The organism is Pseudomonas sp. NFPP07 (assembly GCF_900115645.1).
Lineage (GTDB): Bacteria > Pseudomonadota > Gammaproteobacteria > Pseudomonadales > Pseudomonadaceae > Aquipseudomonas > Aquipseudomonas chlororaphis.
This window is the reverse complement of record NZ_FOXG01000012.1, coordinates 23,351-43,895: the sequence shown is the minus strand read 5'-3', so window position 1 is coordinate 43,895 and position 20,545 is coordinate 23,351. Positions and strand designations below refer to the sequence as shown.

The following is a 20,545-nucleotide window of genomic DNA, read 5'->3' as shown; positions in this document are numbered from 1 at the left end:
ACGGCTTCTGTAGGAGCGAAGCTTGCTCGCGATGGCGTCGGATCAGACACCAACGCGTCGTTCTCCATCGCCGGCAATCGAGCGTCGACCGGCCGCTCCTACAGAAACACAATCTGGATCAATGCCGGCGCCTGAGGGTGTCGGACGGCAGTTCGCCGAACTGTTTGCGGTAGCTTTCCGAGAAGCGTCCCAGGTGCAGGAAACCGAAGTCCATGGCCAGTTCGGTGATGTTGCGCACGTTGCAGCCGGGGTCGCGCAGGCAGGCGTGGATCCGCTCGAGTTTCTTCTGGCGAATGTAGCGCATGGGCGTGGTGCGGGCGTTGCGCTCGAACAGCGCATACAGCGAACGCAGGCTCATCTGCGCCTGTTGCGCCAGCGCTTCGCAGCCGATGTCCTGCTTGAGGTTGCGCTCGATGTAATCGGCGATAGCCTCGAAGGTCGCCGACGACGAACCCAGGCCCACCCGCCGGATATTGGTCTTCATCAGGCTGAGCATCTTGCTCGCGACGATCTGCGCGTAATGCTCCTGCACCCGGGGGATGCATTCGGCGGCTTCGGCTTCGCGGCAGACCACGCCCAGCAGGTTGATAAAGCCTTCCAGCTCATCCAGCTGGTAGCGGTTGCCCACAAAACGCACACCCTGCCCCGGATACAGCCAGCGCTGTTCCTCACACACCGATTCCAGCAGGCGGGTGGGCACCTTGATGATGAATTTCTCGCAATCGTCGGAATAGGTCAGGTCCACCGGATCGTCGGGATTGATCAGCAGCAGCTCGCCGGGGGCGAAGTAATGCTCCTGGCGATGGCCGCGCCACAGACAGTGGCCACGCAGCAGCACTTGCAGGTGATAGATGGTTTCCAGCGCCGGCGAGGTGACGCGCACGCTGCCGCCGTAGCTGATCGAGCACAGGTCGAGGCTGGCAAACTGCCGATGATTGAGGCTGGCCTGGGGGCTGCCGGCCTTGGGCAAACGGATGCAGTGGCTGCCCACATGCTGGTTGACATAGCCGGACACGGCGTAGGGATCGGCCTGGGCAAATACCCGGCTGCGCTCACTCAACAGATGGGTTTCCATAAGCGGGTCACTCCCCGTTTTTATTATTGAGATTGTTAATGTCGGGCGGTGATCGTTCGCCACCGCTGACACGTCACGCAAGACTTCGACCACGGCTCACAACAACAAAAACCACGGGATCACTCACGTTATCCCGTGGCCCCGAATCGGGATCTGCCGCGCTGTCAGTCCTCCAGAGCTCGCACCCGTTCCAGGCGTTGCTGCTCCTCGGGCTGGGCCGACGACTGCAGGGTGAAGTCGAAGTCGATCTCGGCGAAACGCCCGCTGATCCCGTATTGCGCCGCACGCTGCTGATCGTCGCTGAAGGTGATCCTGGCGATCAGTTCGTCGCGGGTAGCGTAGGCGAAATCGTCGTGCAGGTATTCGTCGCCATCGAGGTTGATCTGGGTGGTCAGGTGACGGTGGTCATCGGCCGAGACGAAGAAGTGGATATGCGCCGGACGCTGGCCGTGGCGGCCCAGCTGGTCGAGCAACTGCTGGGTCGGACCGTCCGGTGGGCAGCCGTAGCCCGAAGGCACGATGCTGCGGAAACGGTAGCGACCTTCGGCATCGGTGACGATGCGCCGACGCAGGTTGAACTCCGACTGGGTGGTGTCGAAGTAGGAATAGGTGCCGCCGGTGTTGGCGTGCCAGACGTCGACTATGGCCCCGGCCAGCGGTTCGCCGGCGGTGTTGCGCACCTGGCCCTGCATGAACAGCACCACGCCCGGATCGACGCCATCGTCGAGGCGCGCTTCACCCTGGCTCAGCGGCGCGCCGGCCACGTACAGCGGGCCCTCGATGGTGCGCGGGGTACCGCCGGTCTTGCCGGCCTGTTCGTCGGCGGCGTCCATCAGCAGGTCCAGGTAGTGCTCCAGACCCAGGCCGGCCGCCAACAGCCCGGCCTCCTGGCGCGCGCCGAGCACGTTGAGGTAGTTGACCGCCTTCCAGAATTCTTCCGGGGTCACGTCGAGGTCTTCGATGATGTTCACCGTGTCACGCAGGATGCGGTACACCAGGGCCTTGGTGCGTGGGTTGCCCTGGTCGTTGAGCTGGCCGCTGACTTCTTCGAGAAATTTCTGGGCGCTGGCAGTGTGGGAAATTCGGACGTTCATGGTTATTCCTCATCTTGTATTTATTAGAGTGTGGCGCGGGCTCAGCGGTCGTCCGCATGAATGGACGAAGGATGCCTGCACAGCGCGTTCACTTCGATAGCCATGTACGGGTACAGCGGCAGTTGCATCAGCAGGTCGTGCAGTTCCTGCACGCTGTCGACGTCGAACACGCTGTAGTTGGCATACAGGCCGGCGATGCGCCACAGATGCCGCCACTTGCCCTGCTCCTGCAGGCGCTGGGCCAGGGCCTTTTCGTCGGCCTTGAGCTGGGCGGCGCGCTCGGGGTTCATGTCGACCGGCAGGTTCACGGTCATTTTGACGTGGAACAGCATGGTGCTCTCCTTAAGACGTGATGAATGGCAGTTCAGGCTTGGTCGCGGCGGAAGAACGCCAGGCGTTCCTCGTCCAGGCTCAGGCCGAGGCCCGGCGCCCGGGATACGTGCAACTGGAAATCGCGGTACAGCGGCGGCTCGGCGAGGATGTCCTCGGTCAGCAGCAGCGGACCGAACAGTTCGGTGTCCCAGCTCAAGGTATTGAGGGTCAGGAAGGCATGGGCCGACGCCAGGGTGCCGATGCCGCCTTCGAGCATGGTGCCGCCGTACAGGCCGATGCCCGCCGCCTCGGCGATCGCCGCGGTGCGCAACACGGCGCGCGGGCCGCCGTTCTTGGCGATCTTCAGGGCGAACACCGAGGCCGCGCCTTCGCGGGCCAGGTTGAAGGCGTCTTCCACGCACTCGATGGATTCGTCGGCCATGATCGGCGCCGGGCTGATGGCATTCAGGCGCACCATGCCGGCGCGGTTGTTGCGCGAGATCGGCTGTTCGATCAGGTCGATACCGTTGCCGCCCAGCACCCGGCAGGCACGCACCGCCACCGCTTCGTCCCACGCCTGGTTGACGTCGACCCGCACGCTGGCGCGGTCGCCCAAGGCCTTCTTGATCGCGATCACATGGGCCAGGTCGCGGTCCACCTCGCCAGCGCCGATCTTCAGTTTGAAGATGCGGTGGCGACGCAGGTCGAGCATCTTTTCCGCTTCGGCGATGTCCTTGGCGGTGTCGCCGCTGGCCAGGGTCCAGGCCACCGGCAAGGCGTCGCGCACCCGGCCGCCGAGCAGTTCGCTGACCGGCAGCCCCAGGCGTTTGCCCTGGGCGTCGAGCAAGGCGCTTTCGATACCGGATTTGGCGAAGGTGTTACCGCGGATGCTGCGCTCCAGGCGCTGCATGGCGGCATTGATATTGGCGCCATCCTGGCCGAGCAGCAGCGGCGTGAAGAAGCGGTCGATATTGGTCTTGATGCTGTCCGGGCTTTCATTGCCATAGGCCAGGCCGCCGATGGTGGTGGCTTCGCCCAGGCCTTCGATGCCGTCGGCGCAACGCAGGCGGATCAGCACCAGGGTCTGGTTCTGCATGGTGTGCATCGCCAGCTTGTGCGGGCGGATGGTTGGCAGATCGACGATGATCGTTTCGATCGATTCAATGGCACTTGAAAGCATTTCCATACCCATCAGGTTCTTGACGTTATGGAGCCGATTCTCGTACGGCTTTTTCCGGGGTTCCAATATAGAATTGGTCTGGCTCGATACCTTTAAGGTATCCAACCTTTGCCCGCGGAGGCCTTATGGAACTGCGTCATCTGCGTTACTTCCAGGTGCTGGGCCAGACCCTCAACTTCACCAAGGCCGCCGAGCGCCTGCACATCGCCCAGCCGCCCCTGAGCCGACAGATCCAGCAACTGGAAGAAGAACTCGGGGTGTTGTTGCTGGAGCGCGGCCGGCCGTTGCGCCTGACCGAAGCCGGGCGCTTTTTCTATGAGCATTCCAGCGTGCTGCTGGAGCAGTTGGCCAAGGTCTGCGACAACACCCGGCGCATCGGCCACGGCGAAAAGACCTGGCTCGGCATCGGCTTTGCCCCCTCGACCCTGTACGGCCTGCTGCCGGAACTGATCCGCCGCCTGCGCAGCCACGAAACCCTGGCCCTGGAACTGGGGCTGTCGGAAATGACCACCCTGCAGCAGGTGGAAGCGCTCAAGGCCGGGCGCATCGATATCGGCTTCGGGCGGATCCGCATCGACGATCCGGCCATCGTGCAGAAGGTGCAGACCGAGGATCGCCTGGTGGCCGCCCTGCCCGCCGGCCATCCGCTGATCGGCCAGCCGGTGAGCCTCGCGCAACTGGCCGACGAGCCTTTCGTGCTCTACCCCGGCAACCCGCGCCCGAGCTACGCCGACCACGTGATCGCGCTGTTCAACACCCACGGCCTGAACATCCGCGTCGTGCAGTGGACCAACGAACTGCAGACCGCCATCGGCCTGGTGGGCGCCGGCATCGGCATCACCCTGGTGCCAGCCTCGGTGCAATTACTGCACCGCGACGACATCGGCTTCAGCCCGCTGCTGGAAGCCAACGCCACCTCGCCGATTATCATCAGCCGGCGGGTCGGCGATGTGTCGGCGGGGCTCAGCCACTGCTTGCGGATGATCGACGAACTGCGCGCCGAACACCCCGAGGCCTGACCCCTCGCGCGCAGCCGACTCGCGGTGGTGGCGCACTCGAATTATCGGACCGATATCAATGAGAACCGGTTGTTGCTGAGTTATGGCTGGAAGTTGTTTTAAGTCAGGGTGACGAGCGCGATATTGGATATCGCGCTCAGTCTGAGAGAACCGGATCAGTGATGATCCCCTTCACTTGGAAATGTACGGGTCCTGCGTCTTGATAAAATCGTCGAACGCCTTGGAGTTATAGATATCGAGGCAGGCATAGAACACGACTTTCTTATCCCTATACTTGCTACTGGCCTGGGTTTTCTCATACATGGAAAATACAAAATCCGTCGTTGCGTCGTACGGGTTATGCAATGTCTCCAGGGTGTCTTCATTCTGAAGAATGGTATGCATACCACTTCCCATGAAGGAATAGGCGCCAATAGCCGACTCAATATCGCTCTTCACATCGGACTCATTTTTAAACTGATTAACGATGCAATAGCCAAGACCATAATTCTTCAACGACTGCCGGGGCGCTGCGACATCGACCCCAGCATGGGCGGCATCTCCCATACTGCCCGTGATCAAAAGTAATACCGCTAAAATCCGTTTCATCCTTTCAGTTCCCAACAGTTGGTCTTAACCAGTGATGCCGTATGAAAATAAAATCATGTGCAGTCCAAAGTAACAGCCGCCTCATAAATTATTAATTCCGGCTAAAAATCGATCAGGATAATCCGAAGACCATCAGAGACATCGCCTTAACTGATATCTGCTACCAGCAACCTCTTGGTATAACGCTGTACCACCAATACCCAAACGGCGGACTCACCGCAAAGACCATACGCTTTGCATAGGAGCCGATGGAACCTGAGCCGGGTCCGACACGCCTTAACAGCCAGCAAAAAACCTGGAATATCGCTTCAAAAATAAGGACTCCCCCCATGATCGACTTCAACAACAAAGGCTTCTTCAAGCTCAAGCAAAACGATGAATACGCCGAGCGGGTCAGCGACCTGTTGCTGGAAGGCGAGCAGGTGATCGATGCCTATAAGGCCATGCGCGACGGCGTGGTGTTTACCAACAAGCGCATTATCGCGGTCAACGTGCAGGGCATCACCGGCAGCAAAAAGGACTTCACCTCCCTGCCCTACAAAAACATCGTCGCTTACTCGGTGGAAACCTCCGGGACCTTCGACCTGGACTCCGAGCTGGAGATCTACTTTTCATCGCTGGGCCAGGTGAAGTTCGAATTCACCGGCAAGACTTCGATGGTGGAAATCTCGAAGCACATTTCCAGGCATCTGCTGGGCTAACACACCCCGTCGTCAATCGGCGCTCAAGTCCCACAACACCTCCAGCACATGCTGGGTCGAGCGTTCCACCTCGCCGTCCCGATGGGCAATGCCCAGCTGGCGCCACAGCGGCGGCTGCAACGGGCGCATGGCGATCCGGGTGTCGGGCAGCGGCGTGGCGGCTTCGTGGGGCAGCAAGGTGGCGCCATAACCGGCGGCCACCAGGCTCTTGATCGCGTCGTTGTAGTTGAGCTGGATGCGCGCCGTGGGCTGCTGGCCGCCCAGGGCGAACCACTCCGAAGTCAGGCGTGACAACCGGGTGCTGTGGTCGTTGAGAATCAGCGGCTGGGCGGCCAGCCATTGCGGCGTCACCGGGTCGGGGCATTGCCAGCGGGACGGCAGGAAAGCCATGACCGGGTCCTTGCGCCAGGGCTCGATACGCAAGCCCTTGACCGGGGTTTGCGGCAGGGCCACCAGGCCGATATCCAGCGAACCCTCGGCGAGCTTCTTCAAACTCTCCTGGGAGGTCAGCACCGCCACCTGCAGGTCGATGCCCGGGTGGCGCTGGCCGAGGGTTTCCAGGGCCTGGGGCAGCAATTGGGCAATGGCGCCGGTGGATGCCCCGAGGCGCACCCGCCCGGCCAGGCCCAGCACCTGGCGCTGCACATCCTCCAGCGCCTGTTCGGCATCGGCCAACAAGCGCCGCGCCCGTTCCACCAGGGTTTCGCCAATGGCCGACGGCTGCACCCGACCGCGGGTGCGCGACAACAGCGAGCCGCCGACCCGCGCCTCCAGGTCGGCGATATGCAGGCTGACCGTGGGCGGCGCCAGGTTCAGCGCGCGGGCCGCTTCGGCAAAGGACCCCAGGTCGACAATCGCCACCAGGGTGCGCAACCGGTCGAGGCTGATCTCACGCATGGCCTGCTCCAGATTCAGAAAAACTGAAGCTTAGCGTTATTAAATTCAACTTTCTCTATTTCAGCTGCGGCCGGAAGATTTGCCCAATCCATTCCCGCTTGCGAGTACACAGCATGAACACCCCTCTCGTATTTATCGACGGCGACCAGGGCACCACCGGGTTGCAGATCCACCAGCGCCTGCAGGGCCGCAGCGACCTGCACCTGCTGACCCTCGCCGCCGACCAGCGCAAAGACCCGCAACGCCGCGCGGAAGCCATCAACGCCTGCGACATCGCCCTGCTCTGCCTGCCCGACGATGCCGCCCGCGATGCCGTCGCCAGTATTCGCAACCCGGCCGTGCGAGTCATCGACGCCAGCTCGGCGCACCGTACCCATCCCCACTGGACCTACGGCTTCGCGCAAATGCACCCGCAACAGGCACAACGCATCGCCACCTCCAAACGGGTGAGCAACCCCGGCTGCTACCCCACCGGCGCCATCGGCCTGCTGCGTCCCCTGCTGCAAGCCGGACTGCTGCCGAAGGACTACCCGATCAGCATCAACGCGATCTCCGGCTACTCCGGCGGCGGCCGCGCCGCGGTCGAAGCCCATGAAGGGCCGAATGCTTCCCAAGCCGCCCCTTTCCAAATCTACGGCCTGGGCCTGGCCCACAAGCATGTGCCGGAAATCCAGCAACACAGTGGCCTGAGCGAACGGCCGCTGTTCGTCCCGGCCTACGGTGCCTTTCGCCAGGGCATTGTGCTGACCATTCCTCTACAGCTGCGCCTGCTCGCGCCCGGCGTGGATGCCGCGCGCATCCATGCCTGCCTGGAGCAGCATTACGCCGGAAGCGGTTGTGTGCAGGTGATGTCGCTTCGGCAGGCACAAGAACTCACGGGCCTTGACCCGCAGGTGCTGAACGATACGGACGCTATGCGCTTGATGGTGTTCGAGGGTGAGGGTCAGGTGTTGTTGGCGGCGGTGTTCGACAACCTGGGCAAAGGCGCGGCGGGGGCGGCGGTGGAGAATCTGGATTTGATGCTGGCCGCGCTGGGCTGAAGGGACTGCCTGCGCGTTGCAACGGGCCAGATACAGAATGGCTGGGTGCATTTGCCAGTTGAGAGAAAGCCCCACCCGACCGGGCAGGGCTTTCAACATGCTGACGATCCTCCTGAGGCCCCGCCGAAAGGGCTATCGAACCCAGCGTCGCGCTGGCCTCCCGGCGCGACGCTCAAGCCTTCGCCTTGGTCATTTGTCGTCCCTCTTCGTCTCCGACGGCGAAGGGTATTCGCTGGTCTCTTCAGCATTGGGCGCTTCAGGCAGGCTTCCCGGCGTGAACATATGGGTCTGCAAGTCGCTGGCATCGATGCCGGCGACGCCGTGTACCCCACGGGTCAGGCTCACAGCCTGCTCACACTGTTTATGGGTGTTGAGCCGACCGCTCAAGGTCACCATGCCTGCATGGGTTTTGACATGGATAGGCAAACCACGGGTCGATTCGGCAAAGGTCAGGGCCGACCTCACCTTGGTGGTGACCCATGCATCGTGAGCGGCCATTTCCAGACCATGGGAGTAATGCTGGAAGGAATGAAGTTTCATGGCGGGTCCCTCTCGTGTCATCAGTTGGGCGTCCCGTCCCATTGGTTGGACTGCCCTCTGCCGGGCGGGTGAGCTTGCTGGGTAACCGATGGGCGCAGCGGTACTCGCCGGGCAGATGGGGTGCTTGTTAATTATAGTTCGGGGGTTGGCGGGGCTTGGTGCGCGGGGGTTCTGGTCGTCCGATGGCCCTTTCGTGAATGACGGTTTTCGGCGAACTTGCCATTCGCTGGGAGCCGGTGACGCAGCAAGCATCGTTTCAATTGCAATGAAGCATTTCTCGTTACTGCTCAAGCAGCAAACTGCGCCAGATGATCGTCGGCTTTTCTGCAGGCACGACTTTCGGTGGCAACGGCTCCTGTGTGGGCATGTTGGGCGGCTCTGGTTCAGGCGCGGGAACCTGATACTGGGTGGCGTCTACGTTATCTACCGACATGTTTTGCAGTGCGCTATTTGATTGTGACGGTGACTTTGCCTTTTGACCTGCCCTGCTCGACGTACCGCAACGCCTCTGCAATCGACTCAAAAGGGAAGGAACGATCGATGACCGGTTTGATGACGCCAGCCTCGATAAGCGAGGTGATTTTCTGCAGTTGCATCCCGTCGGCGCGCATAAACAAAAAGGTATAGTTCACCCCGTGCTTGCGGGCTTTTCTGCGAATACCGCTGCTCAGCAGGCGCATGACTTGCCCCAGCACCCAGGACAAACCTTGCTCTTGGGCAAATTGCGCGGTCGGCGGCCCCGAAAGGGAAATGAGCTGTCCGCCAGCCTTGAGAACCTTGAGCGAGCTCTCCAGTACATCGGCGCCGAGGCTGTTCAACACCACGTCGAAATCACGTAACTCGTTTGCAAAATCCTGCTGTTTGTAATCGATGACCACATCCGCCCCGAGTGCTTTCACCCATTCGACATTCGCCGTGCTGGTGGTGGTCGCAACGAAGGCGCCGAGGTGTTTGGCGAGCTGGATGGCAAGCGTGCCGACACCGCCGGATCCGGCATGAATCAACACCTTCTGGCCTTTTTTCACCTGGGCGATCTCAACCAGCGCCTGCCAGGCCGTCAAGGCGGCCAAGGGAATGGAAGCCGCTTCGGCCATATCGAGATTCGAGGGTTTCAGCGCGAGCGCGCTTTCGTTCACGGCGATCAGTTCGGCAAAGGTGCCGATCCGTGCCTCGGGAGGACGGGCATAGACTTCGTCTCCTGGCTTGAATCGCTTCACCGCCGACCCCGTGCGAACGACAACTCCGGCCAGGTCATTGCCCAATACCAATGGAAAGGTATAGGGCAGGATCAGCTTGAACTCTCCCGTTCTGATCTTTGAGTCCAACGGGTTCACGCTCGTTGCATGCACCTGGATCAGAACGTCATGCACACCGACCGCCGGGTCGGGCACTTCGCCAAGCATTCCGTTCTGCTTGCCGTAGCGGTCGATAAAAAATGCCTTCATGTTGCAGATACTCTTGTCGGTGAAGTGAGAATGGGCGCGGCAACCTTGATGCGATTAGAGGCACAGGCCGTCAGGCATCGAGGAACGCCACGGCCTTGGCCACGAAATCGGTGTGGTACTGGAAAATGCTGCCGTGCCCGGCATCCTGATAAATGATCAGTTGCGCGTTGGGGATTCGCTGCGCCAGCTCGATCGAGTTCACGGTGGGCACCATGATGTCGTTGTCCCCGTTGACGATCAGGGTCGGCATCCGCAGGCGGCCGAGATCTTGCGCGGCCTGCCTGCCCCACGCGGTAATGGCTTTGAACTGCCGTAGAAACGCGCGGGGTGTCGGGCCTTTGTCCCGATCTTCCTGGCGCTCTTTCAAACGTTGCACATACTCCGACGCGGCACGTTGGCCATTGGCCGTGGTGGTAAAGAACAGATAGAACTTGGGGTCTCGCAGCGTCAGCAAACCTTTGATCATCAAGGGCCAAGTCACCGAACCGAGGCTGTCGATGCCTGTGCCACCGGCCGGTCCGCTTCCGGTGAGGATCAATCTGCGCACTCGTTCGGGAGCTTTCAGGGCGATGTCTTGAGCGACGAAGCCGCCGAGTGAAAAACCGAGCACGTCAACCTTGTCAAAACCCAGCGCACGAATCAGGCCGATTGCATCGTCAGCCATTTCACCGACGGTCAATGGCGCGGCGCCACCCGAGCCACCGATACCGCGGTAATCGGTCGCGATGACACGCCGGTTTTTTGCCAGACCGTCGACGATGCGAGGGTCAAAGTTATCCAGCACGGCCCCCCAATGGTTAAACATGACCAGCGGGACCTCCGTCTTGGGTCCCAGGTCACGATAGGCGAAAGGTATCCCGCCAATCAGAACCGACTGGTTCACCGCATTGATAAATGACAGCTGCGAACCCGGGTGATTGCGGGTAGCCATGGGGGTCATGTTTATTCCCTCCGATTGCGGGGCAAGGCCGACCTGTTCGACAAGGTTCAGACCTGAGTCAAATAGCGTTGCGCCACGGCGGATTGCCTGATCTGCGACAAAAGCCCCTGGCGCGCGGCTTGCAAGGCATCCCAGCGCTCGCCTTCTTGCAACGGAGGAATGGTCACCGGTTCGCGACGGTCGAAACCAACCAGTGCGGCATCGACCAGGTCACCCACTTCCATGATTTCGCTCAAGGTGTTGATGTCGATACCGGCGCGATCCCAAATCTCCGTGCGGGTGGCGGCGGGCAGTACGGCTTGCACATAAACACCCTGCGGCGACAGCTCCAGGCTCAGGCCTTGGGAAAGGAATAGCACAAACGCCTTGGTCGCCCCGTAGACCGACATGCCGAACTCCGGCGCCAGCCCCACCACCGAACCGATGTTGATGATCGCGCCTTCACCTGCCTTGGCCAGGCGTGGCGCGATGGCGCTGGCGAGCCGCACCAGCGCGGTGGTGTTGAGGGCCACCAGTTGTGCAACGCTGTCAGTGCTTTGCTCGATGAAGTGGCCGGACTGTGCGGCGCCGGCATTGTTGACAAGGATGCCGATGCGCTCGTCATCCCGCAGGCGTGCTTCGACGATGTGCAGGTCGCTGAGTTGAGTCAGGTCGGCCGGAAGCACTTCAATGGCGACCTTGTGTTCGCCACGCAACGTTGCGGCGAGCGTCTCCAGGCGCGAGTGGTCGCGGGCGACCAACACCAGAGCATGCCCGCGTTGGGCGAAACGCTCGGCGTAAACCGCGCCGATGCCGGTGGAAGCGCCAGTGATGAGAACGGTGGGGCGAGTCGTCATGATGTCAGCTCTTTTTCGGGGACATGAATTGGGATTGATGCACGAGTAAAACCAGGCTCGATCGGCCAGTGCCTAGTTCGCGGCAGCGCTTGATTCGGCAAGCGTCGGGTAGTCGATGTATCCCGCCGCGCCGCCGCCGTAGAGCGTGGTGGGGTCGAAGGCGGACAGTGGCGCACCGGTCTTGAGCCGCTCCACCAGATCAGGGTTGCCGATAAATGGACGGCCAAAGGCGATCAGGTCAGCCTTGTCATGTGTAAGGCGTGCCGTGGCCAGGTCCAGGTCATAGCCGTTGTTGGCGATGTAAGTGTTCTTGAAGCGCCGGCGCAAGGCATCGAAATCAAAGGGCGCCACATCGCGTGGCCCACCGGTCGCGCCTTCGACGACGTGCAGATAAACGATGTCCAGAGCATTGAGTTGCTCGACGATGTAATCGAACTGAGCCTGTGGATCACTGCTCGATATGCCATTGGCCGGCGAGACAGGCGAAAGGCGGATGCCCGTGCGATCAGCGCCAATTTCGGCGACCACGGCGGCCGTCACTTCCAGCAGCAGGCGTGCACGGTTGGCGATCGAGCCGCCGTACGCATCCGTACGCAGGTTGGAGCCGTCCTTGATGAACTGGTCCAGCAAATAGCCGTTTGCACCATGGATTTCCACGCCGTCGAAGCCTGCCGCAATGGCGTTTGCCGCCGCTTGGCGGAAATCGTCGACGATGCCCGGCAGTTCGTCAGTCTCCAGCGCTCGCGGCTCGGAAACGTCCTCGAAGCGATTGTTGACGAACACCTTGGTCGCAGGACGAAGCGCGGAAGGGGCTACCGGCGCCGCGCCGTGCTGTTGCAGATCCACGTGGGATACGCGGCCCACATGCCACAACTGCAGGAAAATTCTCCCGCCCTTGGCGTGCACGGCATCGGTCACCTTGCGCCATCCCTCTATCTGCGGCTGCGTGTAAATGCCCGGGGTGTCCTGATAGCCCTGCCCCTGCTGCGAGATCTGCGAGGCTTCGGAAATCAGCAAGCCCGCGCTGGCCCTCTGGCTGTAATAGGCAGCCGCAAACTCACTCGGCACAAAGCCTTTGCCTGCGCGATTGCGCGTCAGTGGCGCGAGAACCACGCGGTTCGCCAGCGTCAGCGCGCCAAGCGTGTAAGGGGTAAACAGATTCAGGTCGCTCATGGGTGTTTGTTCCGTGCCCGTGGGGAAATGGTCAGGTGGCTTTCGATTAGGATGATGATCGAAATCTAAACTGTCAACGATTTTGATTATGGTCAACATCTATGTATCATCAGCCGATGAATTTCCAGCGGTAGCGAGGTATTTCCCATGCGAGTGTCCAAGGCTCAGGCCCAGCTAAATCGGGAGCACATCGTCGAAACGGCCTCAGTCATGTTTCGCGAGCGCGGTTTTGACGGTGTCGGCGTGGCCGACTTGATGGCCGCCGCCGGTTTCACCCATGGCGGTTTCTACAAACATTTCGGTTCAAAGGCGGACCTGATGGCCGAAGCCTCGGCTAACAGCCTTGCGCAGTCACTTGCCAGCGCCGAAGAATTGAGCGTGAAGGATTTCATCGATGTGTATGTGTCCAGGGATCATCGCGACGGGCGCGCCACGGGTTGCACCATGGCGGCGTTGTGCGGTGACGCAGCGCGTCAGTCGGACAATTTGAAGTCGGCATTCGCCGAGGGCATCGAGCGCACATTGCAAACGCTCGGCGAAAAATACCCGACCGGGCCGGATGCGGCGCCGGGTGAAGCGAGGGTGAAAATGATCGACCTGCTGGCGCGCGCGGTCGGGGCGATCATCTTGTCGCGCGCCTGTCCTGACGACTCGGCGCTGGCCGATGAGATTCTGGCGGTGTGTCACGCGCAAATGGCCGAATCATTATCTAGCCAATCGCAGACTCAGTCGTAGAGGAGATAGATGGATGTCGCACAACGCGTGCTGACTCGCTTTCATTTCGTCGTTGGCCAACACGAACGAATGCCCGCTTCTGGCTGAAAGCATCCCTCCAGCCAATAAAACGCCACTCATCACCTGCGATAAACGGCGTTTTTTCCTGGTTCACGTAAAAGAGCTTCAAATCAAAACCAACTCACCGCCCTGTTCACCATATTGACGCGCGCCAGCCCAATATGACGAAGCGCCTGGACAACCGCCCAGGCCAAGCTGCCCGGAGCAATCAAATGCTTATCCGCCCGCGTGGTCGTTGCCACCGTGCGCGGCGATAAACATGGCGACGGCCGACCGGCAATAGGATTCGATTTCGTTATCGTCCTCGGCTCTCGCCTCATCGAAGCGCGCGATAATCAGAAGATCGGACCCTTTGAAAAGCGCGGCAAACAAGCGAGCTGACCGTAGAGGATCGGGCACGTTCAGAACCGCCTTCGCGTGCAACTGACGCAACAGGGCCTCGATTTGGGCGATGACATAGGCGGGGCCGGCTTCATATTGGCGCTTGCTTAACGACTTTTGATTGGTCTTGTCGGCCATGATCATGGCTTCGACACTGCGCACGTCCGGGCTCAACAGCGTGCGAAGCAGGGTTGATCCCACCGCCATGAGCTGATCTTCGGCCGAACCGTCGACGCCTTCAAAAAGGGCCTGAGGTGCAAACTGCTGGCAGTGGGCCGCGATGGCCGCGCTGAACAGCGCCTCCTTGTTCTCGAAGTGCCGATAGATGCTTAGCTTGGATATCTTCGCCCGCTTGGCGACCTTATCCATGGTCGTCGCTTGAAAACCCAATTCCACAAAAAGTTCGCACGCGGCGTCGGCTATCGTTTGGCCAAGCGCCTCGTTGGCGGGCCGGCCGCGCCGGCTCTGGCTGTTTTCGCTCATAAAAATTCCAGTACTTGACAGTATTCTAATTCTTGAATTAGGGTACTCTAAAGTATCTTAAGTGTGCAAGCCGATTCCCTTCATCCACAGCCCGGAGCCCATCACCATGAATGACGTCATCATCATCGGCGGCAGTTTTGCCGGTCTTGCCGCCGCCTTGCAGCTCGGCCGTGCCCGGCGCAAGGTCACCGTTCTCGACACCGGCCTGCCGCGCAATCGCTTCGCCGACCACTCGCATGGCCTGCTCGGCCACGACCACAAGCCACCGCTGGAGATCCTGGCCGAGGCGCGGCAGCAGCTGGCTCGCTATCCCACGGTCAGGCTGATCACTGCGCGGGCCGAGAGCATCTCCGGCGTCATCGACGATTTCTCCGTCCTCACTGGCGATGGCGAAAGCCTCAGGGCGCGCCGCCTGATCCTGAGCTATGGCGTCGCCGACCAGATGCCTGAAGTTCCCGGCTTTGCCGAAGGCTGGGGCTCCTCCATCGTGCCCTGCCCCTATTGCGACGGCTTTGAAGTTGCCGGCCGGCATTGGGGCCTCGTCTGGTCCGGCCCGCCGTCGCACAACTACGTCAGGCTGTACCACGATTGGACCGACACATTGACGGTCTTCGCCAATGGTCACGACATTCCACCCGACATCCGGGCCGATCTGGCGCGCCGCGGCATCTCTGTCGTCGATGGCCGGATCACCGAAATCGACCATGACGAGAGCCATAACGCCACCGTCAGGCTCGACGCCGGCCCCTCTGTCGCGGTCGACATCCTGTTCGCCCATCCGCGCAACAAGCCGTCCGCACGCCTGCATGAATCGCTGGGCCTCGACACGGTCGATACACCCCTGGGCATCGCCCTCAAGGTCGACGAGCGCCGCGAAACCAGCATGCCTGGCATCTACGCCGCCGGCGACCTGGCAAACCCCCTCATGGCATCGGTCACCACGGCATCATGGCAAGGCGCGATGGCGGGTATCTTCGCCCAGCAGTCGATGCTGGTTTGAGAGCACAGATTCCCTTCTCCGGTTGCGTCGTCGCCTTCGAAGAGGTTGGCGTAGATAGGCGCGGTGAAGCACGGATCGTCGAGTTTGACGCAATGGTAGGAGCGGTTGTCTTTCGCTGGTTAAGAACGAATCAAAACGAGGAGATGTCATGGCAGGTCGAATGCAAACGGGTGGGCAAGTCCGTGTAACTACCCACCCTCTACCTGACTAACTCCCGGCGTCGCCTTTGGGCCCGCTGGCGATCAGGCTGGCGCCACAGGCGGTTTTCATTCCATGGAGCGCCACGGGAACACCGCCGACATCCAGCAAGGCGCTGCCCTCGGCAATAGGGAACACACCTTTGCATAGAGGGCAGGTAACCTTGTGCCCGACCCCGGCCATGGGTTTGCCGTTCAGGTCGGTCTGGTTGAACGCTTCGATCACGGCTCCACCGTGACTGGTGGAATCGCCGAGTCGGATGATGTCCATATCTGCTCCTTTTCCGTTGTACTCACAAAAACTCCTCCCTCCTTGGGCCTTGCGCCCTCCGAAGGATAAATATTCAAGAGCCTGCTGTATTACCGTCACGCGAAGACACCGGGCGCAGGCGGACGGAGCTGATGATGGTGTCCCAGAACGCCAGCGCTTCTTTGTCTGATTTGAATGGCGGCGCTGGCAGCCTGCCGTTGCTGTCGGGGCTACGTTGAAGCACGCCGAGCGCGGCGGAGATATTGGGTTCGGTGATCGAGCCATCCTTGCCCTGGGCTTCCCAGGCGAAGGTATAGATGCGCTGCCCCTTGTCAGTACTGACCAACAGGTATTCGTCGGCCGGAACCGGTCCACCACGCGCCCTTTTGCGCAGGGTCTCGATCCCCAGCACCATCCTGGCGGCACCTGCGAGGAAACCACTCACCCGATCCAGCAGACGGTTCTCTTCTGCTCCGGTGCTGGAGGTGAATTCGAAGTGGGCGCCGGGATGATCCGGGAAAGTCACGCCAATATCGAAACGTTCGCTCTGGAAGTGATTGCCTGCGATATAGCCACGATCAATGCAAAACCCCGGCTCGGTGGGAATTTCACTGGGTTCGCGAGAGCGAAGATCGCGTACCAGGTTCTTCGCGACCTCAATGCCACGAGGCTCGCGATCTGGCCCCATCTCAATCCTCCAGTAATAAGGCTGCCACACAGGTTCTGAAACAGCGTAGGCATACAGGTAATACGACTCGATGCTGGCATCGGAAGCCCAAGACAGTATCCCGGTTGAGCCTTTGCCCAGATCATACCGGCGCACAAACATGCTTCCCTCCGTATCATGCTGCTGCCGTTTAAGCTCCTGCTCGTGCTGATCGATCCTGGACGTGAATGCAGCGAGATCATCCTTTAGTGGCTCAATAACCTGCCCACGCAAGTAATACCCCGCTCTGATTTCCGCTTGGGGCGGCAAATCAATCAGGAATCTGCCAAAGCAATGGGTGATCCATCCGGTTTTGTCCATGGCAGGGTTTTGAGAAGAGGGAAATGATGTGCAACTGGTGATAGTGGTCAAGGCGACCATGCCAAGAACAGTGAAGAGCTGACGCCGGCGCATCATGAACCTCCTGCCCAATCAGCATGCTGGGCAATCTTGATAACGCCATAAAGGGTGGCCCATTGGGCACGTTTGTCGTTGTAGCTGTGTTGATGGTCGTAGCCTTTGTCGGTGTTGTACTGCCCGACGCCCTTGCCGCCCTGGCGGAAGCTAGCCTTGATGCCGGATTTGCCAGGGGCAAGGCCGGAGTCGGTCGGAACGGTTCCGTCCCCACCGCTGCCAGATGACTCCTGTGTCACGGCAAACCGTAGCGGACCTTCGACGACAGCAGGCAGGCCACGGCGGAACCAGCCGTTGTAACTGCCGTTCTCATCATCCTTGACGGCAGCAGCCTATTTGTAAAAATGCACGAGGATCAACTCCGCACTCACACCACTTGCATGTTCTCGATGCCTGATCTGATGGGCCTGTGGCCGCCACATCAGACGTCCAAATCAGGCTTGCCACCATACCCAAAGAGACGAAGGTATAGGGGTAGGAATTATCCAAAATTGCCGTAAGGAAAACCTGATCCTGATCAGATCAAATGCACTTGAGTAGTCAGAGAAAGGACAGGTTATCGACACGTTCAAGAGGTGGATATCCCCGTCCTGTGCCAATGAGCCCAGGCAATCGCCACCCCGCGAACAGTCACTGCACCTTCCCCTCGGACAAAAAAACGCCTCCACACTGGGAGGCGTCAGCAACTTTCAAAACACCGAATGGTTTATGACGCGCCTACCTCCGGCCGGGTGCCCCCGACCTGAACCATCAGGTCGAGAGCCCTGTTTCCAGACCTCAAGGCGCCCTCCTCACCGCAAATCAAACCGATCCAGATTCATCACCTTGACCCAGGCCGCGACAAAGTCCTTCACGAACTGCTCCTGCGCATCCGCGCTGGCATAGAACTCGGCCAGGGCCCGCAACTGGGCGTTGGAGCCGAAGACCAGGTCGACGCGGGTGCCGGTCCATTTGACCTGGCCGGTCTTGCGGTCGCGGGCTTCGAACTCTTGTTGGGCGTCGGAGACAGGTTTCCATTCCACGCCCATGTCCAGCAGGTTGACGAAGAAGTCGTTGGTCAGCGCGCCCGGCCGGGTGGTGAAGACACCGTGGGGAGTGTGGCCGACGTTGATGTCGAGCACGCGCAGGCCGCCGATCAGCACCGTCATTTGGGGGGCGGTGAGGGTCAGCAGTTGCGCCTTGTCGATCAGCAGCGCTTCGGCCGGTACCGCGTAGCGGGTCTTGAGGTAGTTGCGAAAGCCATCGGCGATGGGTTCGAGGTAGCCGAACGACTCGACGTCCGTCTGCTCCTGGCTGGCGTCCATGCGCCCTGGGGAGAACGGCACGCTGATGTCGAGGCCGGCGTTTTTCGCGGCCTGTTCGATGCCGGCGCTGCCGCCGAGCACGATCAGGTCGGCCAGGGAGATTTTCTTGCCACCGGATTGCGCACTGTTGAAGTCCTTCTGGACCCCTTCGAGGGTCGCCAGCACCTTGGCCAATTGCTCGGGCTGGTTGACTGGCCAGTCCTTTTGCGGGGCCAGACGCAGGCGCCCGCCGTTGGCGCCGCCGCGTTTGTCGGAGCCACGGAAGCTGAACGCCGCCGCCCAGGCGGTGGACACCAGTTGCGACACCGACAGGCCCGAGGCCAGCAATTTGGCCTTGAGTGCGGCGATATCGCTGTCGTTGACCAGGGCATGGTCCACCGCGGGGATCGGGTCTTGCCACAGTAATTCTTCGTGGGGCAGTTCCGGGCCCAGGTAGCGCGAGAGCGGGCCCATGTCGCGGTGGATCAACTTGAACCAGGCGCGGGCGAAAGCGTCGGCCAGTTGATCGGGGTTCGCCAGGAAGCGTCGCGAGATCGGCTCGTAGATCGGGTCGAAGCGCAGCGCCAGGTCGGTGGTCAGCATGGTTGGGTTGCGCCGCTTGGAGGGGTCGTGGGCATCAGGGATGATGCCGGCGCCGGCGCCACCTTTGGGCGTCCACTGGTGCGCGCCCGCCGGGCTCTTGGTCAGTTCCCACTCAAAGCCGAACAGGTTCTCCAGGTAGTTGTTGCTCCAGCGGGTGGGCGTGGTGGTCCAGGTCACTTCCAGGCCGCTGGTGATGGTGTCGGCGCCCTTGCCGGTGCCAAAGGTGCTCTTCCAGCCCAGGCCCTGCAGTTCCAGGCCAGCGGCTTCGGGTTCGGCGCCGACATTGTCGGCGGGGCCGGCGCCGTGGGTCTTGCCGAAGGCGTGGCCGCCAGCGATCAGGGCCACGGTTTCTTCGTCGTTCATCGCCATGCGGCCGAAGGTTTCGCGGATATCCACGCCGGCGGCCACCGGGTCCGGGTTGCCCTCGGGGCCTTCCGGGTTCACATAGATCAGGCCCATCTGCACCGCGGCCAGGGGGTTTTCCAGGTTGCGTCCCTGGTCGGTGCGACTTTCTTCATTGCCAGGCTCGGCCACCAGTTGGCCCTCGCCGGGTTCTTGCATGGCGGCTTTATCCGGTTTGCCGTAGCGGGTGTCGCCGCCCAGCCATTTGTTTTCCGAGCCCCAATAGACGTCTTCGTCCGGCTCCCAGGCATCCGGGCGACCGCCGGAAAAACCGAAGGTCTTGAAGCCCATGGATTCCAGAGCGACGTTGCCGGTGAGCACGATCAGGTCGGCCCAGGAGATGTTGCGGCCGTACTTCTGCTTGATCGGCCACAGCAGCCGGCGCGCCTTGTCGAGGCTGACGTTGTCCGGCCAGCTGTTGAGCGGCGCGAAACGCTGCTGGCCGGAACCGGCGCCGCCACGGCCATCACCGACGCGGTAGGTCCCGGCGCTGTGCCAGGCCATGCGGATAAACAGCGGCCCATAGTGGCCGAAGTCGGCGGGCCACCAGTCCTGGGAGTCGGTCATCAGCGCATGCAGGTCTTGTTTCAGGGCCTGGAAATCCAGGCTTTTGAAGGCTTCGGCATAGTTGAAGTCCTCGCCCATGGGGTCGGACAGGGACGAGTGCTGGTGCAGGATCTTCAGGTTCAGTTGGTTCGGCCACCAGTCGCGGTTGGTCGTGCCACCGCCGGCGGCATGGTTGAACGGGCATTTCGATTCGTTTGCCATGAGGAGCTACCTTTGGTCGTATTCATCCAGCTATCCGGCCCGGATGGGCGCGAAATAGCGACAGGCGAAAGCAATGACATAGGTTGCGGGGCTCACAGTTCGCTCAACTGATGGGTGTGGCCACAGGGCATGCTGCAGAGCGGCAAGCGAGTTGCCAGGACGGTGGCCCACGGTAAGCCCGGTACGCTTCTGACTCGTTTTTCGTTATCTCTCGATCAGGTCTCATCCGGCCGGCTCGCGCCAGCGCTGAATTAAGGCTAGCCCCTCTGTGGCGGATCGCTAATAGCCGGACTATTGGTTGTTGATAGGGACAAGCTTTTACCCGGGGCCCAAGGCCGAAGCCAATGATAGGGACAGCGCCCGCGGGGCCTCTGGCGGCTTTTCCGACTGATGCCCCGCCTTTTTCGTCCGCCCGACGCGTAC

General features: G+C 61.1%; 20 protein-coding genes. 5 read left to right on the top strand and 15 right to left on the bottom strand.

Annotation, left to right across the window (positions count from 1 at the left end):
• Positions 1 to 118: 118 nt before the first annotated feature.
• From BM019_RS27060 to BM019_RS27045, 4 genes are all read right to left on the bottom strand, one after another.
• Positions 119 to 1,075 carry an AraC family transcriptional regulator gene (locus BM019_RS27060; protein WP_092421710.1) on the bottom strand — a complete coding sequence of 319 codons (957 nt, stop codon included), beginning with the start codon at positions 1,073 to 1,075 and terminating at the stop codon, positions 119 to 121.
• Between the two features lie 164 nt (positions 1,076 to 1,239).
• Positions 1,240 to 2,169: a catechol 1,2-dioxygenase gene (catA, locus tag BM019_RS27055; RefSeq protein WP_092421707.1), complete on the bottom strand. Its 930-nt coding sequence runs from the start codon at positions 2,167 to 2,169 to the stop codon at positions 1,240 to 1,242.
• A gap of 41 nt (positions 2,170 to 2,210) precedes the next feature.
• The gene (gene catC / locus BM019_RS27050; protein WP_009044734.1) at positions 2,211 to 2,501 is read right to left on the bottom strand and encodes a muconolactone Delta-isomerase; all 291 of its coding nucleotides are present in this window, start codon (positions 2,499 to 2,501) and stop codon (positions 2,211 to 2,213) included.
• Between the two features lie 32 nt (positions 2,502 to 2,533).
• Positions 2,534 to 3,661: a muconate cycloisomerase family protein gene (locus BM019_RS27045; protein ID WP_162805241.1), complete on the bottom strand. Its 1,128-nt coding sequence runs from the start codon at positions 3,659 to 3,661 to the stop codon at positions 2,534 to 2,536.
• Between the two features lie 125 nt (positions 3,662 to 3,786).
• Here BM019_RS27045 and BM019_RS27040 point away from each other — a divergent pair, with 125 nt between their 5' ends.
• Positions 3,787 to 4,680: a LysR family transcriptional regulator gene (locus BM019_RS27040; RefSeq protein ID WP_092421704.1), complete on the top strand. Its 894-nt coding sequence runs from the start codon at positions 3,787 to 3,789 to the stop codon at positions 4,678 to 4,680.
• 171 nt (positions 4,681 to 4,851) lie between these two features.
• Here the strand turns inward: BM019_RS27040 and BM019_RS27035 are convergent, their stop codons facing one another.
• Positions 4,852 to 5,268, bottom strand: a complete 417-nt coding sequence (locus BM019_RS27035; RefSeq protein WP_062825225.1) for a hypothetical protein — start codon at positions 5,266 to 5,268, stop codon at positions 4,852 to 4,854.
• A gap of 329 nt (positions 5,269 to 5,597) precedes the next feature.
• On the opposite strand from BM019_RS27035, the gene BM019_RS27030 reads away from it, so the two are divergent.
• Entirely contained in the window at positions 5,598 to 5,969 is a 372-nt protein-coding gene (locus tag BM019_RS27030; protein ID WP_009044741.1) for a PH domain-containing protein, read from the top strand.
• 12 nt (positions 5,970 to 5,981) lie between these two features.
• On the opposite strand, the gene BM019_RS27025 is transcribed toward BM019_RS27030, so the two are convergent.
• Positions 5,982 to 6,866 (bottom strand): LysR family transcriptional regulator, encoded by an 885-nt coding sequence (locus BM019_RS27025; RefSeq protein ID WP_092421701.1) that lies wholly within the window; start codon positions 6,864 to 6,866, stop codon positions 5,982 to 5,984.
• A gap of 113 nt (positions 6,867 to 6,979) precedes the next feature.
• On the opposite strand from BM019_RS27025, the gene argC reads away from it, so the two are divergent.
• Positions 6,980 to 7,906 (top strand): N-acetyl-gamma-glutamyl-phosphate reductase, encoded by a 927-nt coding sequence (argC, locus tag BM019_RS27020; RefSeq protein WP_092421698.1) that lies wholly within the window; start codon positions 6,980 to 6,982, stop codon positions 7,904 to 7,906.
• Positions 7,907 to 8,095: 189 nt separating this feature from the next.
• On the opposite strand, the gene BM019_RS27015 is transcribed toward argC, so the two are convergent.
• The 5 genes from BM019_RS27015 to BM019_RS26995 all read right to left on the bottom strand — a co-directional run bounded on the left by BM019_RS27015 (position 8,096) and on the right by BM019_RS26995 (position 12,840).
• Positions 8,096 to 8,446, bottom strand: coding sequence for a BON domain-containing protein (locus BM019_RS27015; RefSeq protein WP_092421695.1), 351 nt, complete (start codon positions 8,444 to 8,446; stop codon positions 8,096 to 8,098).
• A 446-nt stretch (positions 8,447 to 8,892) separates the two neighbouring features.
• The gene (locus tag BM019_RS27010; RefSeq protein WP_092421692.1) at positions 8,893 to 9,891 is read right to left on the bottom strand and encodes an NADP-dependent oxidoreductase; all 999 of its coding nucleotides are present in this window, start codon (positions 9,889 to 9,891) and stop codon (positions 8,893 to 8,895) included.
• A gap of 70 nt (positions 9,892 to 9,961) precedes the next feature.
• Complete coding sequence (locus tag BM019_RS27005; RefSeq protein ID WP_092421690.1) at positions 9,962 to 10,831, bottom strand: alpha/beta fold hydrolase; 870 nt, start codon at positions 10,829 to 10,831, stop codon at positions 9,962 to 9,964.
• Positions 10,832 to 10,878: 47 nt separating this feature from the next.
• Positions 10,879 to 11,667, bottom strand: coding sequence for an SDR family NAD(P)-dependent oxidoreductase (locus BM019_RS27000; protein WP_009044750.1), 789 nt, complete (start codon positions 11,665 to 11,667; stop codon positions 10,879 to 10,881).
• Positions 11,668 to 11,739: 72 nt separating this feature from the next.
• Positions 11,740 to 12,840, bottom strand: a complete 1,101-nt coding sequence (locus BM019_RS26995; RefSeq protein ID WP_092421687.1) for an alkene reductase — start codon at positions 12,838 to 12,840, stop codon at positions 11,740 to 11,742.
• A gap of 147 nt (positions 12,841 to 12,987) precedes the next feature.
• On the opposite strand from BM019_RS26995, the gene BM019_RS26990 reads away from it, so the two are divergent.
• Positions 12,988 to 13,575 carry a TetR/AcrR family transcriptional regulator gene (locus BM019_RS26990; RefSeq protein ID WP_092421684.1) on the top strand — a complete coding sequence of 196 codons (588 nt, stop codon included), beginning with the start codon at positions 12,988 to 12,990 and terminating at the stop codon, positions 13,573 to 13,575.
• Between the two features lie 276 nt (positions 13,576 to 13,851).
• Here the strand turns inward: BM019_RS26990 and BM019_RS26985 are convergent, their stop codons facing one another.
• Complete coding sequence (locus BM019_RS26985; protein WP_009044753.1) at positions 13,852 to 14,499, bottom strand: TetR/AcrR family transcriptional regulator; 648 nt, start codon at positions 14,497 to 14,499, stop codon at positions 13,852 to 13,854.
• A gap of 106 nt (positions 14,500 to 14,605) precedes the next feature.
• On the opposite strand from BM019_RS26985, the gene BM019_RS26980 reads away from it, so the two are divergent.
• Positions 14,606 to 15,499 carry an NAD(P)/FAD-dependent oxidoreductase gene (locus BM019_RS26980; RefSeq protein ID WP_092422008.1) on the top strand — a complete coding sequence of 298 codons (894 nt, stop codon included), beginning with the start codon at positions 14,606 to 14,608 and terminating at the stop codon, positions 15,497 to 15,499.
• A 207-nt stretch (positions 15,500 to 15,706) separates the two neighbouring features.
• On the opposite strand, the gene BM019_RS26970 is transcribed toward BM019_RS26980, so the two are convergent.
• The 3 genes from BM019_RS26970 to katG form a co-directional block, all read right to left on the bottom strand.
• Entirely contained in the window at positions 15,707 to 15,967 is a 261-nt protein-coding gene (locus BM019_RS26970) for a PAAR domain-containing protein (RefSeq protein ID WP_092421681.1), read from the bottom strand.
• Between the two features lie 73 nt (positions 15,968 to 16,040).
• Entirely contained in the window at positions 16,041 to 17,066 is a 1,026-nt protein-coding gene (locus BM019_RS30885) for a T6SS immunity protein Tli4 family protein (protein WP_239691110.1), read from the bottom strand.
• A gap of 791 nt (positions 17,067 to 17,857) precedes the next feature.
• On the bottom strand, positions 17,858 to 20,122 hold the full coding sequence (katG, locus tag BM019_RS26955) for a catalase/peroxidase HPI (protein WP_092421678.1): 2,265 nt from the start codon (positions 20,120 to 20,122) through the stop codon (positions 17,858 to 17,860).
• Positions 20,123 to 20,545 lie beyond the last annotated feature (423 nt).

Coding starts and splice junctions, on each gene's coding strand:
- BM019_RS27060 (WP_092421710.1), bottom strand. CDS start 1,075: ATGGAAACCCATCTGTTGAGTGAGCGCAGCCGGGTATTTGCCCAGGCC.
- catA (WP_092421707.1), bottom strand. CDS start 2,169: ATGAACGTCCGAATTTCCCACACTGCCAGCGCCCAGAAATTTCTCGAA.
- catC (WP_009044734.1), bottom strand. CDS start 2,501: ATGCTGTTCCACGTCAAAATGACCGTGAACCTGCCGGTCGACATGAAC.
- BM019_RS27045 (WP_162805241.1), bottom strand. CDS start 3,661: ATGCTTTCAAGTGCCATTGAATCGATCGAAACGATCATCGTCGATCTG.
- BM019_RS27040 (WP_092421704.1), top strand. CDS start 3,787: ATGGAACTGCGTCATCTGCGTTACTTCCAGGTGCTGGGCCAGACCCTC.
- BM019_RS27035 (WP_062825225.1), bottom strand. CDS start 5,268: ATGAAACGGATTTTAGCGGTATTACTTTTGATCACGGGCAGTATGGGA.
- BM019_RS27030 (WP_009044741.1), top strand. CDS start 5,598: ATGATCGACTTCAACAACAAAGGCTTCTTCAAGCTCAAGCAAAACGAT.
- BM019_RS27025 (WP_092421701.1), bottom strand. CDS start 6,866: ATGCGTGAGATCAGCCTCGACCGGTTGCGCACCCTGGTGGCGATTGTC.
- argC (WP_092421698.1), top strand. CDS start 6,980: ATGAACACCCCTCTCGTATTTATCGACGGCGACCAGGGCACCACCGGG.
- BM019_RS27015 (WP_092421695.1), bottom strand. CDS start 8,446: ATGAAACTTCATTCCTTCCAGCATTACTCCCATGGTCTGGAAATGGCC.
- BM019_RS27010 (WP_092421692.1), bottom strand. CDS start 9,891: ATGAAGGCATTTTTTATCGACCGCTACGGCAAGCAGAACGGAATGCTT.
- BM019_RS27005 (WP_092421690.1), bottom strand. CDS start 10,831: ATGACCCCCATGGCTACCCGCAATCACCCGGGTTCGCAGCTGTCATTT.
- BM019_RS27000 (WP_009044750.1), bottom strand. CDS start 11,667: ATGACGACTCGCCCCACCGTTCTCATCACTGGCGCTTCCACCGGCATC.
- BM019_RS26995 (WP_092421687.1), bottom strand. CDS start 12,840: ATGAGCGACCTGAATCTGTTTACCCCTTACACGCTTGGCGCGCTGACG.
- BM019_RS26990 (WP_092421684.1), top strand. CDS start 12,988: ATGCGAGTGTCCAAGGCTCAGGCCCAGCTAAATCGGGAGCACATCGTC.
- BM019_RS26985 (WP_009044753.1), bottom strand. CDS start 14,499: ATGAGCGAAAACAGCCAGAGCCGGCGCGGCCGGCCCGCCAACGAGGCG.
- BM019_RS26980 (WP_092422008.1), top strand. CDS start 14,606: ATGAATGACGTCATCATCATCGGCGGCAGTTTTGCCGGTCTTGCCGCC.
- BM019_RS26970 (WP_092421681.1), bottom strand. CDS start 15,967: ATGGACATCATCCGACTCGGCGATTCCACCAGTCACGGTGGAGCCGTG.
- BM019_RS30885 (WP_239691110.1), bottom strand. CDS start 17,066: ATGCGCCGGCGTCAGCTCTTCACTGTTCTTGGCATGGTCGCCTTGACC.
- katG (WP_092421678.1), bottom strand. CDS start 20,122: ATGGCAAACGAATCGAAATGCCCGTTCAACCATGCCGCCGGCGGTGGC.